The following is a 13,041-nucleotide window of genomic DNA, read 5'->3' as shown; positions in this document are numbered from 1 at the left end:
GCTCCACTCGGATGAAGGGAGCCACGATCGTCCGCCCAGGCCGGGCGACGCTCAATCAGCGCAGGGCGCTCGTCTCAATCCGAAAACCTCGAAGCTGCCACCCATCCCGCGCGAGCGGGTTCGTTCACCCACCCGATCCAGCCGTAGAGTGGACGGACGGGTCCCGACCCAAGTTGGTCACTTTCGCGCGGGGCAGACCACCTCGAAAGCAGACGTAGCGGCATTCAGCAAAGCGTAATCGCCCCATTGCTGTCTTCAGTGAATGCAAGCACATGAAAAATTTCGACTAGCGCTTCGCTATAACTGCTTCGAATATTATCTCGGAAAGTCTCCCAGCGCGCGAGGCGAATGCAGATTGATCACCGATCCATCCGAGCGCTCCGAGCAAAGCGAAGAGGTCGTCTCCGTCGAGGTCGGACCTCGCCGTTCCCTGGGCCTGCGCACCGCGGAGCAGCCGGGCGCCTGCCGAACGAAGGCGATCGCAGGACGCGTGAAGGGCTGAAGTCGAGTCGGCCAATGCGGTCGCCATCATCGCGACGACCCCGTTGTAGATGCGGAGAAATGCGATCGCATCGCGCAGCCAGACGGCGAGCGCTTCGTGAGGCGAGGCCGAAGCTTCGAGTTCGGCAGCCTTGGCCGTTAGGGTCTCAAGGCTCGCCCGGAGCAATGCCTCCATCAGGTCCTCGCGCGCGGGGAAATGGCGGAACAGCGTGGCCAGCCCGACTTCTGCTCTCCGGGCGATGTCGCGCAGGGAGGCGTCCGCACCCTCTTCGGTGACAACTTGATGTGCGGCCGCGAGGATCTGATCGCGGTTCACCCTGGCATCGGCGCGCATGAGGCCTTCTTGACAAACGGTTCACTGATCCGCTTATGAGGATCACTGATCCGTTTCATACCTCGTGTCCGCCTTGAGGGGAACGGGGCGACCGACCGCATAGTAAATGCGGTCCTGCATCGTGAAGGATGGTTCTCTTGCGGTACAAGATATTCGGCGAGCACTCCGGCCTGCGGGTCTCGCAGCTCGTGCTGGGGACGGCGAACTTCGGCAAGGCATGGGGCGGACACGGCACCGAGCAGACCGAGGCGCGCCGCATTTTCGATGCCTACGCCGACAGGGGCGGCAATTTCCTGGATACGGCCAACGGCTATCAGGACGGGCAGTCCGAGGAGTTCCTGGGCGACCTGCTCACGGGGCGGCGCGAAGAGTTCGTCTTGGGCACGAAGTTCGCGGTAAAGACGAACGCAGCCTCCGGAGTGCTTGCGACGGGCAACAGCCGTCAGGCCATGGTCTTGTCCGTCGAGGCGAGCCTGAAGCGCTTGAAGACCGATCGGATCGACATCTACTGGGTGCACGTCTCGGACGGAGTGACGCCGATCGAGGAGATCGTACGCGGCTTTGACGACCTCGTCCGCGCCGGCAAGATCCTCTACGTGGGCTTGTCCAACTTCCCCGCATGGCGCGTCGCCCGTGCCGCGACCATCGCCGAGCTGCGCGGCGCCGTTCCGATTGCAGCCATCCAGGTCGAGCATAGCCTCGTCCAGCGCGCGACCGAACAGGATCTCATCCCCGCCGCCGGGGCTCTCGGTCTTGGCGTCGTGGCGTTCTCGCCACTGGGCGGAGGCGTGCTCACCGGCAAGTATCGGCTTGGCAAAGCCGGAGACAGGCGCGACGAGGCTTGGGCCGGTGCCGGCTTCCAACCCGAGAACACCCCGCAGCGTACAGCCATCATCGATACCCTGATCGCGGTTGCCGACGAGGTCGGCGCGACGCCGGGCGAGGTCGCCATCGCATGGGTCGCTGCCAAGGGCTCGCTCCCGATCATCGGGCCGCGCACGTTCGAGCAGCTGGAAAGCAATCTCGCCGCCGCGAGTGTCGCCCTATCACCGTCGCTGGTCGCTCGTCTCGACGCGGTGAGCGCTCTTGCCCCGGTCTATCCCTACACGGTGCTCGACGATCCGCGGATCAAGGATCTCATCACAGGCAGCAAGCTTGATTTGATCGACGTCCCAGGCGCTGCCGTAGCCTGACTTCGTCAGAACGACACTTGCTCGAACTCAAACTCGTCTCGATTGAGCTTCATGCCGTCCGCATTGGCAATTTCGTATCCCAAAGCGGACGGGCGGAAACCCACCCGACCCGGCTGTAGAGCCGACCGACGGGTCGCGACCCAACACAGTCATTAGGATCGCCATCAGCGCTTCCCAAAAGCGGCCATTCGTCGGCCGTCCGGCAATTTCGGCTCGGGATGGGTAACGGACCTTGACCTTCTGCCCCGAAGCGGACACCGAACCATTGGAGTGCAGCAGTCACCGTCTACCGGCAGAGGCCAAGCTGCCTCTGTCAATGATCTCGACCGCGCCACGACGTAGCTCGACCAGACCAGCCTCTGCCCATTGCGCCAGAATGCGACTCACCACCTCGCGGACGCTGCCGATGTCAGTAGCTATTTCCTGGTCAATCGAAAGACTGGCGCCATGGACCTGATCAAGGGTGAGAGCCGCAAGGTCGATAGGATTTCGTGCCGCAAGCACGACAGCCTCATCCCGATTCCAGTGGACGAGCGTCCGGCGAACAAATTCTGAGTGACCCGTTCTGGCTCCGAACGCATCTGAGGAGGCGGGTATCCCTGACGTAGCTAATTCGCGCATGCCCTTGCGCTTGCGTTCCGTCACGCACCTGATCGCCGCCACCGTCCTCCTGCCCCTGGGCATCCTGCTCCTCGGCCTGTGGGAGCAGGAGCGGGCCGGCGCCGATTGGGCGGACCTCGTCGCCGAGCGGGAGCACCTGACCCGGATCGTCGCGGATCTGGAGGCGCGGGCGCCGCCGGACGGGCGCCCCGATTTCCGGATGCAGTTCCGCCGCAACGGCAAGGGTTATGGCGGTCCACTCGCCCTGGTTCAGGCCCGAGCGGCCCGGGACGAGGTCGCGACCCTGACGACGGTCATGGACTGGCGCCGCCTGCTCCCGCCCGTGGTCGTCGCGGCCGGGGGGGGCGCCGCACTCCTGTCGATCCTCGTGCTCCTCGCCGGCGCCGCTCTCGGGCGGCTGGGGCGGGCCTCGCGCGACGCGCTGGTGGCCGGTTTCTCGTGGATGCGCCGCCTGCTGCCGCCGGTGCTCGCCCTCCAGGTGCTCTTTACCACGGCGGGCTTCGTCGCCGCCGTGGTCTTCGAGGCCGGGTTGCTGGCGCGGCCCGGGCTGGGCGGCAGCGAGATCAAGATGCTGTTCGTGGCCGTCGTCGCCATCGGGGCGGTCCTGGTCGCGGCGGGCGCCACAGTGCTCGGCCTGCGCCGTGCGCTCTCCGCCTTCGAGCCCGGCCCCCTGTCGATCTTCGGCCGGGTCGTCTCGCCCGCCGAGGCGCCGGGCCTGTGGCGGCTGATCGAGGGGCTGGGTGACCGGCTCGGGGCGTTGAAGCCCGAGGCCGTGGTGGTCGGCCTCACGGGCGGCTTCTTCGTCAGCGCCGGTCCTGCCGTGGTCGAGCCCGGCGGCGCGCCGCTGACGGGCCGGATCCTCTACCTGCCGCTGCCCTACCTCGCCCTCCTGCGGGGCGACGAGGTGGCGGCGATCATCGGCCACGAACTCGCCCACTACTCCGGGGGCGACACCGTCTACAGTCAGCGATTCCTGCCCATCTACGCCGGCGTCGGGCGCTCCCTCGACGCGGTGGCGGAGGGACATGCCGGGTCCTTCGGGCTGCTCGGTCCGTCCCTGCGCCTCGGCGTCTTCGTCATGGAGAACTTCCACCTCGCCGTGCGCCACTGGAGCCGGACCCGCGAGTTCGCTGCCGACGCGGCGGGCGCCAGCCCGGTCTCCGTCGACGCCGCCGCGCGGGCGCTCCTGCGCACCGGGGCCGTGGCCCCCCGCATCGCCGAGACCTTGGACGCCGCCGCCGAAGCGCCCGGGTCCGCCCCGGCCGACCTCGTGGCGGCGAGCCTCGACCACGCCATCGCGCGCGGCCTTGACGATCCGGCGACGCATCTCGAGGCGGAGCAGGCCCACCCCACCGACACCCATCCGCCGACCCGCGAGCGCTTGGCGGCTTTGGTACGGACCCTCGATACCGAACTCCTGGCCGCCGCGGCCGCGGTGCCACCCCCGCACGCGCTCGGCCAGCTCGCCGCCTACTTCGCCGACCCCACCGGCCTCTGCCGCGCGGCGACGCACGACTTCCTCGACGCGGTGCGGACCCGCGACGCGGCGTTCCGCGCGCACCTGGAGGCGACGGTGGCGGAGATCGGCACCGAGGCACGGGTGCTGCGCGAAAGCACCCGCCCGGGGGCCATCGCCCTCCTGGTCGCCAGCGGCTTCTTCATCGGGGTCGCCCTCCTGTGGCTCGCCGCCGGCCTGCCCGGCCTGTCCGCCAGCCAGGCGGGGGCCGTTATGGGGGTGGCGCTGGCCTGCGGGGCGGTCCTCGGCGGCATTGGCGGTTTCCGGCTGTGGCGGGGCGAGCGCACGACGATGATCCTGAGCCCCGATTCCGTGGCGGTGCCCGGCCTCGACCAGCCGATCCCCTGGGACAGCATCGCCGACCTCGACATGACGACCCGGCAGAACGGCGTCGTCACCCGCCTGCTGCTGCCGCCGGAGGCGCCGTTCCCGCAACGGGTGCCGGGCGGCCGCAAGGTGAAGCTCGATGCGGGCCGGCGTATCGTCACCATCACGGCGGGCCTGCCGTACCGGATGTCTGTACAGGACTTCGCCGGCCTCATCGGCCGCTACCGGCAGGCGGCGCAGGCGCGCCGTGTCCTGGCCGAGACCGCGGCGGCCTCCGAATCCTCCCAGACTCCCGTGATCCCGTGAGGTTCCGAGCATGAACACCGCCGCCGACCGCCCCGAGCCCCTGCGCCTGCCGCCGCCCCGCCAGGGCTGGGGCAACATCTTCTGGACCCTATTCGGCCTCGTGGCGCTAGCGGCCCTCCTCGTCGCCTGCGCCGTCTACACGGCCCCGCCCGTGATCTCGGATTGGCAAATCCGGGACACGGCGCGCCCCGTCGCCGCCGCGCGGGTGAGCGACGGCAAGTGCAGCGCCAAGATCGTGCTCCATCTCTGCGACATGACCCTCACCCTGCCCACGCCGACGGGCACGGTGGTGCGCCGGATCAATACCGTGTTCACGGGCATGCACGTGGGCGATTACAGCGTCCGGGTGCTGGCTGATCCGGCCCGGCCCGACCTCGTCACCACCGATCTCGCCCTCGACCGCCTGTGGAACCGCACCGTCACGCTTCTAGTCATCGCCGGGGCGCTGGCGGTCATCATCGTCGCGGCCCTCGCCGCGATGGTGCGCAACCGGCGCGCCGGCGCGATGGGCTAACGCGGTCGTGGCCCGGGCGGATCGCTCCGAAACACGAGGGATAAGGACCAGCACATGATCGTCTTCTGGACCGGGCGCGGCTACTGGGTCGTCCTCTTCGTGGCGCTGGCGATGTTCCTGCCCCTGATCGTCCTGCGGCAGGTCGACGGGCCGGAAGTTGACAGGGCGGTCTGCCTCACCATGAGTCTCGCGGCGCTCGCCGTCCTCGGTCTCGGATGGCGCTGGAACCACGGCACGACCTTCGGGCCGGCCGGGCGCGACCACGCCTTTTGGGGGCTGCCGATGCAGGTCTGGGCCGTGCCGATGCTCGTGTTCGCGGCCCTGCTCGGGACCGGCACCATCACCACGGCGGAGGCCTCGCGCGCCCGCCCTTCCCTCCAAGAACCCGGCGGCGTTGTTCGGTAAATCTCAGGCCCGCGACACGAAAAACCAGTTCGGCGCGAGGCGGCGGTCGCTCTCGGCCCCGGAGGCGGCCGGAAACACGTCGTCCGGCCGGTACACGAACGACGTGCCCCAGGGCGTGCCCCCCGTTATCGGTTCGTCCAGGCCGATCTCGCCGCCGGGACCGCGGGTGAACCCCGCGAGCCCGAGGCGTTCGAGGGCGTCGCAGAGGGCGCGGTAGCGGTCGTAGGGAACCCCGAGTTCCCGCAGGACGTCGATCTCCCGCAGGCTGTCCGTGTCGCGCGCGCCTTGCGGGCGGTACGGGGTGACGCGCTGGCCGTTGACGAGGCGGGTGCTCTCCCACCACGCCGTTCGCTCCGCCTCCGCCGGAGGATCGTCCCGCCCGCGTTCGAAGGACACCAGGGTGGGCATGGCCGCGATCTCCGCCACCACGGCGTCGAGCCGCGATCGGTTCAGAACGAAGTAGCCCGTCGTCGTTCCGAACGCCGCCCAGATTACGGCAGCAGAGAAGACCGCCAGGGCCAGGAAGGCCGCGACCCGGCGCTTCGCCGCGCGGGCGAACGTCGGCACCGCGACGACGGCCGCGGCGATCCCCGGGGCCGGCGCGTAGGCGACGAGGGCCCAGCCGAACACGACGACACCGCAGCCGCCGACGATGAGGGCCGCCCTTCGCGTCCCGTCGGACCGAGGGGCAATCATGGCGGGACGATCATCGCCGAGAATTCCCGACCAGAATCCTCGAACGGCGTCGTCATCGAACGGCCGCACGGTCGATGCGGGCGCGTCGCGCCGGGAGGTGCCGGCCCAGGAGCACGAGGCCGAGCCAAGCCAAAACCCAAGCCAAAACCCAGGCCGAAAACCACGCCGCGAGCCAGATCTCGTACAGGTGGGCGTCGAGGGCGGCTTCCCCATCGAGGCCGAGCCAGCGCGCGAGCCCGTGCGGGACCGGAAGGTCGGTCCAGAGGAAGACGCGCAGGACCGGGATCGAGAGCAGGCCGACGGCGAGGACGAGGCCGGCCGCCAGGTAGAGGGGCCGCGCCGCGCCCTCCACGGTGCCGACGAGGCCGCCGACGAGGGCCGTGCCGAGCCAGAGTTCGACGGGCCGCAAGGTCGGATCGGTTCCGGGTTTGGCGGGCAGGAGGGGAAACAGCAAAAAGACCGGGGCGAGGCCGAGCGCCAGCAGCAATCCGAGGAGCGTAACGTGCAGCAGCCGCAAGACGCGTCGGCGGACCGGATCGCCGGCGTCGGGCCCCCGCTCAGCTGTCCGCATCGCGCGCCCGGTCGAGGGCCTTCGGGACGGCGGGGTCGCCCCGGTAGCGCCGTCGCAGGGTCCGCTCGTCCGCCTCGGCGTCGTCGCAGCGAAGGCGCTTCACGGCCGCCGCGATGGCCCGGCCGCGCGCCGCGTCCGTGGCATCCTCCCCGCCCCAGTGGTTGCAGTCCCGCAGCCGCGTCACGTATGCCGTCACGTCGCCCGGCAGAGCGGGCTCGGCCCGGACGGCGAGCGGCCCGAGGAGCGGCGCGGCGAGAAGCGTTGCGAGCGGCCCGGCAGAACGCTTGGCTACCTTGGAGAGAACGGTCCGCATGGCTCTCCATCCTGCCTTTCCTCGGGGCTCCCGCGCCGTATACAGGGAACCCGCATGAGACGCAGCCTTCTCCCCGCCGCCCGCTTCGCGCTCCTCGCAGCGTGCCTCCCCGCCCCGTCAGTGGCGGCGGGATGGGAGGCGGCGCGGTTCGAGTCGCCCGCGAAGACCGAGACCGCGACGTCTGGAGAGGGCAAGATGTCGGGGGAGGGCAAGCAGATCACCTGCACCACCTACCGCGATCTCATGGTGCGCGAGAGCGACGCCGACACGCCGGACCCCGAGGACGCGACCCTCGTGCCCCTCGCGAACGGCGCCGCCCCCGCCTGCGCCACCGCGCCGGGGCCGGGTGCGCGCATCCTGGCGACCGCCGGCCAGCGCTTCCTCGGCCGTACGGGCGGGTTCCTCGTCTTCGAGCAGGCGAGCACCAACGGCACCGTCCCGTTCGCGGTGCTCGACGCGGGCACGGGCCGCACCCTGATCCGTGACACGACCGCCGAGGCCGGCATCGACACCTTCGCGGTTGCGGACGGGACCCTGCGGCTCGGGTTCCAGCGCGGTGTGCAGGGGGCCTGCTCGATCCCGAAGCACGGCGCCGCGTGCTGGGCGCGGATCGCCCGCTACGGGCCGCTTCCACCCGCCGTCGCGGCGCTGCCGGCGCCCGTGAAGGCCTGCGCCGGGAGCTATCGGGCCGGAAAGGCCCCGAAGGACACGCCCAGCATCGTCTCGTTTCCCGTACAACTAACGGGGACCGCCCCACCCACCGTCGAGGCCGGCGGCCCGGTGCGCTGCGCCCCGACACCGTGAAAGCGATCTTCCCGTGAGGGCGGGTGTCACTTTGACAGCGTGCCCGCTCCGTCATTGAACCGTCACGCCAAGCCCGCATCCGGGGCCGTCCTACCGAGGAACCGCCGTATGATCTCTCGCCGTCACGCCCTCGCCGCTGCGCTCGCCCTGTCGGTCCTGTCCGCCCCCTCGGCCATGGCCGAGCCGACCATCGGCCTCGCCGAGCGCCGGGCGATCGCGGCCTACCGCCAGGACCGCTACCGCGCGCAGGAGAAGGCGATCCAGGAGGCGGCGGGCTTCGCTGTGCCGGTGGAGGTGGCGTGGGACGACCTCACGCTCTCAGGCGACGCCAAGTACTATTCCGACCCGGACTATTTCGAGAAGACGATCTTCGAGCCCCTCGCCGCCGGGCTGAAGGAGGTGGCCAAGGACAAGATGGGCCGCGACGCCCTGGCCGCGAAGCTCAAGACCATCCGCGTCCGCTTCGACGAGAACACCGCGCCCGCCTCGAACTACGCCAAGCGCCTCACGTTCGACGGCGGGGTCCTCGACGTGAACTGGCGGCCGTTCACCAACGTCGCCGACTCGAAGGATCGGGTCGAGGCCGTGGTGAAAGTGCTGGAGAAGGGCCTCTGACGGTGCGTGGCACCGCCCTGGGCCTCGCCGCCCTGTTCGCCGCCTGCGGCGCGGCGGCGGCCGAGCCGGCCGCCCGGTCCGGCACTTACGACAGCCTGACCCTGGCAGTCTCCGGCGACGCGGTGGCGGGGGTCTTCGCCGAGCAGCGGGGGGCGGCCGACGCCGGCGGCCCGCAATTCGCCTGCGTCTTCCTCCTGCGCGGGACCTTCGCGGGCGACCGGGCCAAGGTCGAGACGTGGTTTCCCGACGAGCCGGAGCGCATCCCGGGGGACCTCGCCTTCACCCCGGACGGCGCCGCCCTGACCGTCGCGGAGGATCACGGCGGTTGTTCGATGACCACGGGCACCATGGTGGGGACCCCCTACGGGCTCTCGCGGCGTGCGGCGGCGGCGGACGGATGGATCGGCGTCGGCCTCGTGACGGCCGAGCGCACGGCCTTCCGGCCGGAACCCGGCCCGGCTCCGGCCCGGGCGCCCTACCTCGTCCGGCTCGATCCCGTGGCGGTGCTGGAGCGGCGGGACGATTGGGTTCGGGTGCGCTACCGGGGGAAGAAAGCCCCGGTCATCGGCTGGCTGCCGGCGGCCGACCTCGCCGTGGTGATGCCTTAATCCCCCTCATCGCCCGAAGGGGCCGGAGGCCGGCCCCCATACAGGATACCCGATGCGTCGATCGCAGCTCCTCATCCTCGCCCTGATGGTCTTCGCGGCCGGGCCCGCCCTCGCCCAGGCGCCCGCCGGGCCGACGCGCCCCGCCACGACCTGGATCCCCATCGAGGAGCCCATGAGCGCGCTCCTCAACGGCGGCCACCGCATCGTCTCCGCTTCCGGTCCGAGCTTCACCCTCGAGCGGGGCGGCAAGTACGTGGTCTGCGAGGTGCGGCCGGCGGGCGGGATGCGCGGGGCTGCCGAGACCACCTCGACCTGCCACCGCGTGAACTGAGGCCGGTGCGATGGACGCCAGGGACGCGTCCCTCCACGCGCGGTTCGACGCCCTGTGGGCGCGGACCGTCGGCACGCCCGGCGCGGCGGCGTGGCGGGCCCTCGACGGGGGCTACGGCGCGGCGGACCGGCACTATCACGGCTGGCCCCACGTCGCGGCGCTGCTCGCGGGGCACGATTCCGTGCGGGCGCATCCCGATTTCGCCGGCGTCGACGGCGACGCCATCGATCTCGCCATCGCCTTCCACGACGCCGTCTACGACACCGCCCGCGCCGACAACGAGGCCCGCAGCGCCGACCTGCTGCGTGCCGAGGCGGGGGCGGCCGCCGGGGATGCGCGCGTCCGGGCCGCGATCGCGATGATCCACGCGACGGCGGCGCACGGCCTGAGCGCGGACCCGGCGACACGGCTCCTCCTCGACCTCGATCTCGCCGTACTCGGTGCGCCGCGCGCCGTCTACGCGGCCTACGCGGCGGCGATCCGCCGGGAATACGCCGCCGTTCCCGAGGCGGCGTGGCGGCTCGGGCGCGCCCAGGTCCTCGACCGTTTCTTCGCCCGGCCGCGCCTCTACCAGACCGACCTCTTCCACGACCGCTTGGAGGCGGCCGCCCGCGCCAACCTCGCGGCGGAAGCGGCCGGGCTCCGCGGCGGACCCACGGAATAGGCGGACGCACGGAATAGGAACGTCCCCCATGCGTCCCTTGCGTCGCGTCGCGCTCCTCGTCGCGCTCCTCGGCCTGCCCCTCGTGCTCGCGGCCTTCGCGGCGGAGGGCCGGTTCGGCACCACGCGGTACCGCCTCGCCGGGACCGACTACGCGGTGCCCCATACCTACGAGTTTTCCCGAAATTTCCGCCTGCCCTGGCTCGACGCGCTCCCGGGGCTCGGTCGGGAGCCGGCGGACTCGCTCTGGCTGATGCTGCCCGCCGCCGAGGTCGCAGCGGGCCTCGCCGGCTACAGCCCCCTCAGCCAGGGCCATGCCGGCCCGTTCGCCGCCGACCTCGTGGTCCACGTCGTCGGCGACCCGGACGGGCGCCGCTTCGCACCCCTCCACGCCCGGCAATGGGGCAATTTCGATGCGCGGCTGGCCGAGGGCGCGCCGTGGCGGCCCGACCCGTCCGGCGGCGAGCGCCTCGTCCATGCCGAGGGCGTCGACCACCGGCGCTTCTACCGCCTCCCGTCCCGGCACGCGGCGCGGCCGGCCGACCAGGCCCCGCCCAGCTGCCTTGCCTCGGATACCTCGGACGGGCGCGAGGTCTCCACCTGCACCTACCTCGTCCACCGCGACGGCCTCACCTACGATTTCTCCCTGCGCCCGGAGAATCTGGCCGTGGCCGACCGCGTGCCGGCCTACGTCCTGGCGCGCCTCGCGGCCTGGAAACGGCCGGTGCCGGCCCGGGAGGGAATTCCCTGATCCGCCGCGACCCGGCCTACTGGCAGCGCCTGCGCAAGGACCGTCCCTCGAACGTGGCGGCCGGGCTCGCCCTCGTGGCGGCCCTCGCCGCCACCGTCTCGGTCACCGCCTGCCTCGTGCCCGGACCGCACGGCGCCGCCCGTGCCCAGCCGCTCTACTGGCTGTCGATGCTCCCCCTGGTCTGGTGGGCGAACGGCTTGGTGCGGTTCGAGCCGCGCGCGGTGCGGAACTGGCGCCCCGCCCTGGCCCTGGCCTGCTTCGGCGCAGGCGCGGGTCTCGCGGCGGCCCTGTGGCGGGCGGAGGACGGGACGCTGCCTGCCCTCGGCTGCGCCGTCACCCTCGCGAGCGCGGGAGCGAGCCTCGCGGTCCACCGCGACAGTCTGGTCGCCCGCGAGGGGCCGGCGCGCTGAGCGCCACGGACCGGTCAGCGCCGGCGGATCGGCCGCAGGGGGCCGTGGAAGAAGCCGGGTTCCATCCCGATGGCGGCGGCGCGCTCACCGATCACGGCGAGGCCGCCCAGCAGCCCCGCGATGGGGGCATCCAGCAGGCCGGGATGGTTGAGGGCCTTGCCGATCTGGCGGCCCTCCCACCAGAATTCCGCGAAGAGCAGGGCGAGGAGGCCGAGCAGCCCCCAGGTCACCAGGCCCTGCCCGAGGAAGTAGACGCCGTAGGGCGGCGACAGGATCGTGCTGAGTTTGGCCAAGCCGATCACCCCGGCAAAGCCCAGGACGAGGATTAGAAGCAGGCGGACCAGCAGGCGCCGATACAGGCGCAGGGCCAAGTCGAGTTCCTCCACGGAGGAGTGGTCGAGCTTCAGGGACATCCAGGTTCCTCACATGCGGTTCTTCCGCCTGATACGATCCGGGAGGTGTGGCTGACGGGTGGCCGCTCCGCAACCTGCACCGGGGCGGGTGACATCCCGGGGCCGGACGCCCATGCTCGTTCGCCGATGCGAGGAGCCCGAACCGTGCTGGCTATCCTAGACCGCCTGTTCTCCCGATCCGCCAGGCCTGCCCCCGCGACGGGCCGCCTCACGCCCGAGCAGGCGGCGGCGATCGCGGCGCGCGCCGCGGCGGGAACGGGCACCGCCACCACCGGCACGGCCGTGCCGATTCGGACGGACACCGGCCTCGTCTGGGATGTCTGCGAGGTCGCCTACGGCAGCGGCTGGCGCGTGTTCGTGGACGACCCCACGGGCGCGCCCGGCCCGCTCGGGCGCTGGGGCCTCAGGTGAGCCCGAGGGCACGGGGAAGAGCGCTCGGTGCGCTCGCCCTCCTGGGGCTTGCGGCCGGCTTCGCGCCGCAGGCCGTGCAGGCGCGCGACGGGGGCGCCTACCCGCTGGCCTGCCGTGACGTCCACGCGGATTTCGCCCGCACGGAGCACTGCGCCCGCCGCGCGGGGGACTTCGTCCGCATCGATCCCGCCCGCCTCGCGCGCATGCCGTTCCGGGGCGGGGTGACGGAGATCGTCGTCGACGGAATCGGCTGGCTCTGGGCGCGCCGCGATGGGCTGGCGCTGGCGGTGTTCCCCCTCGACAACGGGCCGGACCCCTTTGCGCAGGGGTTGGTGCGCGCGCGTCACGCCGGCAAGGTCGCGTTTCACGATCGGCGCCTGCGCCGGGTGCTGGCCACGAATTTCGACTGGTCGTTCCCGTTCAACGCCCGCGGCGAGGCCCTGGTTTGCCAGGGCTGCCGCTCGGACGGGCGCGAGCCATCCGCCATGGTCGGGGGCCGATGGGGGTTGATCGACCGGCGCGGCCGGCTGACGAGGCCGTTGGCGGAAGGCCGAGGCGCCGCCCGGCGCTACTTCGACTGGCCCCGATGAGGAGCGGACGACGCGATCGCGATCCCGCGCAAAGGTTTAGCGACCGCTCTCCGTCCGTCCTCATTAAGAGACGCCGGTGCTACCCGTGGAACGTACGCTCCTTGACGTCAACCTGCTCGTCTCCCCGCAGACTTACGGAGGCGTAAGGAC

19 protein-coding genes are annotated in these 13,041 nt (G+C 71.5%); 13 read left to right on the top strand and 6 right to left on the bottom strand.

Translation table 11 applies throughout. From position 1 onward, the window contains the following. Positions 1-286: 286 nt before the first annotated feature. Positions 287-835, bottom strand: coding sequence for a TetR/AcrR family transcriptional regulator (locus tag FV234_RS17640; protein WP_147830662.1), 549 nt, complete (start codon positions 833-835; stop codon positions 287-289). 128 nt (positions 836-963) lie between these two features. Between FV234_RS17640 and FV234_RS17635 the strand changes: the two genes are divergently transcribed. After that, positions 964-2,028, top strand: coding sequence for an aldo/keto reductase (locus FV234_RS17635; protein ID WP_348643073.1), 1,065 nt, complete (start codon positions 964-966; stop codon positions 2,026-2,028). 279 nt (positions 2,029-2,307) lie between these two features. Here the strand turns inward: FV234_RS17635 and FV234_RS26730 are convergent, their stop codons facing one another. Continuing rightward, complete coding sequence (locus FV234_RS26730) at positions 2,308-2,448, bottom strand: helix-turn-helix domain-containing protein (protein ID WP_274533561.1); 141 nt, start codon at positions 2,446-2,448, stop codon at positions 2,308-2,310. 199 nt (positions 2,449-2,647) lie between these two features. On the opposite strand from FV234_RS26730, the gene FV234_RS17625 reads away from it, so the two are divergent. The 3 genes from FV234_RS17625 to FV234_RS17615 are packed head-to-tail and all read left to right on the top strand — an operon-like array spanning position 2,648 to position 5,717. Then, positions 2,648-4,798, top strand: a complete 2,151-nt coding sequence (locus tag FV234_RS17625) for a M48 family metallopeptidase (RefSeq protein ID WP_147830655.1) — start codon at positions 2,648-2,650, stop codon at positions 4,796-4,798. 10 nt (positions 4,799-4,808) lie between these two features. Beyond that, complete coding sequence (locus FV234_RS17620; RefSeq protein ID WP_056186785.1) at positions 4,809-5,312, top strand: hypothetical protein; 504 nt, start codon at positions 4,809-4,811, stop codon at positions 5,310-5,312. Positions 5,313-5,366: 54 nt separating this feature from the next. Next, complete coding sequence (locus FV234_RS17615) at positions 5,367-5,717, top strand: hypothetical protein (RefSeq protein WP_147830653.1); 351 nt, start codon at positions 5,367-5,369, stop codon at positions 5,715-5,717. Between the two features lie 3 nt (positions 5,718-5,720). Here the strand turns inward: FV234_RS17615 and FV234_RS17610 are convergent, their stop codons facing one another. The 3 genes from FV234_RS17610 to FV234_RS17600 are packed head-to-tail and all read right to left on the bottom strand — an operon-like array spanning position 5,721 to position 7,297. Next, a complete protein-coding gene (locus tag FV234_RS17610) occupies positions 5,721-6,413 on the bottom strand; it encodes a hypothetical protein (protein ID WP_147830650.1) in 693 nt (230 codons plus the stop codon). A gap of 52 nt (positions 6,414-6,465) precedes the next feature. Beyond that, a complete protein-coding gene (locus FV234_RS17605; protein WP_147830648.1) occupies positions 6,466-6,984 on the bottom strand; it encodes a hypothetical protein in 519 nt (172 codons plus the stop codon). Beyond that, complete coding sequence (locus FV234_RS17600; protein ID WP_147830646.1) at positions 6,971-7,297, bottom strand: hypothetical protein; 327 nt, start codon at positions 7,295-7,297, stop codon at positions 6,971-6,973. The genes FV234_RS17605 and FV234_RS17600 overlap by 14 nt, the downstream gene beginning before the upstream one ends. Before the next feature lie 54 nt (positions 7,298-7,351). Between FV234_RS17600 and FV234_RS17595 the strand changes: the two genes are divergently transcribed. The 7 genes from FV234_RS17595 to FV234_RS17570 all read left to right on the top strand — a co-directional run bounded on the left by FV234_RS17595 (position 7,352) and on the right by FV234_RS17570 (position 11,477). Next, positions 7,352-8,101, top strand: a complete 750-nt coding sequence (locus FV234_RS17595) for a hypothetical protein (protein ID WP_246686228.1) — start codon at positions 7,352-7,354, stop codon at positions 8,099-8,101. Positions 8,102-8,209: 108 nt separating this feature from the next. After that, positions 8,210-8,716 carry a hypothetical protein gene (locus FV234_RS17590; protein WP_147830644.1) on the top strand — a complete coding sequence of 169 codons (507 nt, stop codon included), beginning with the start codon at positions 8,210-8,212 and terminating at the stop codon, positions 8,714-8,716. Positions 8,717-8,718: 2 nt separating this feature from the next. Next, on the top strand, positions 8,719-9,324 hold the full coding sequence (locus FV234_RS26265) for a hypothetical protein (RefSeq protein ID WP_187273715.1): 606 nt from the start codon (positions 8,719-8,721) through the stop codon (positions 9,322-9,324). Between the two features lie 52 nt (positions 9,325-9,376). Then, positions 9,377-9,655, top strand: coding sequence for a hypothetical protein (locus tag FV234_RS17580; RefSeq protein WP_147830642.1), 279 nt, complete (start codon positions 9,377-9,379; stop codon positions 9,653-9,655). Positions 9,656-9,665: 10 nt separating this feature from the next. Beyond that, positions 9,666-10,319 (top strand): hypothetical protein, encoded by a 654-nt coding sequence (locus tag FV234_RS17575; RefSeq protein ID WP_147830640.1) that lies wholly within the window; start codon positions 9,666-9,668, stop codon positions 10,317-10,319. A 28-nt stretch (positions 10,320-10,347) separates the two neighbouring features. Continuing rightward, positions 10,348-11,067 (top strand): hypothetical protein, encoded by a 720-nt coding sequence (locus FV234_RS26260; protein ID WP_187273714.1) that lies wholly within the window; start codon positions 10,348-10,350, stop codon positions 11,065-11,067. A gap of 53 nt (positions 11,068-11,120) precedes the next feature. Continuing rightward, complete coding sequence (locus FV234_RS17570; RefSeq protein ID WP_246686227.1) at positions 11,121-11,477, top strand: hypothetical protein; 357 nt, start codon at positions 11,121-11,123, stop codon at positions 11,475-11,477. A 14-nt stretch (positions 11,478-11,491) separates the two neighbouring features. Here FV234_RS17570 and FV234_RS17565 read toward each other — a convergent pair whose 3' ends face one another. Then, the gene (locus FV234_RS17565; RefSeq protein ID WP_147830638.1) at positions 11,492-11,890 is read right to left on the bottom strand and encodes an ABC transporter ATP-binding protein; all 399 of its coding nucleotides are present in this window, start codon (positions 11,888-11,890) and stop codon (positions 11,492-11,494) included. A gap of 144 nt (positions 11,891-12,034) precedes the next feature. On the opposite strand from FV234_RS17565, the gene FV234_RS17560 reads away from it, so the two are divergent. Beyond that, the gene (locus FV234_RS17560) at positions 12,035-12,301 is read left to right on the top strand and encodes a hypothetical protein (RefSeq protein ID WP_147830636.1); all 267 of its coding nucleotides are present in this window, start codon (positions 12,035-12,037) and stop codon (positions 12,299-12,301) included. Continuing rightward, on the top strand, positions 12,298-12,891 hold the full coding sequence (locus FV234_RS17555) for a hypothetical protein (RefSeq protein ID WP_147830634.1): 594 nt from the start codon (positions 12,298-12,300) through the stop codon (positions 12,889-12,891). Before FV234_RS17560 ends, FV234_RS17555 begins: the two co-directional genes overlap by 4 nt. The last annotated feature ends 150 nt before the right edge of the window (positions 12,892-13,041 follow it).

The sequence above is a fragment of the Methylobacterium sp. WL8 genome, assembly GCF_008040045.1.
Lineage (GTDB): Bacteria > Pseudomonadota > Alphaproteobacteria > Rhizobiales > Beijerinckiaceae > Methylobacterium > Methylobacterium cerastii.
The sequence above is the reverse complement of the archived record's forward strand: the minus strand, read 5'-3'. Positions and strand labels throughout refer to the sequence as shown.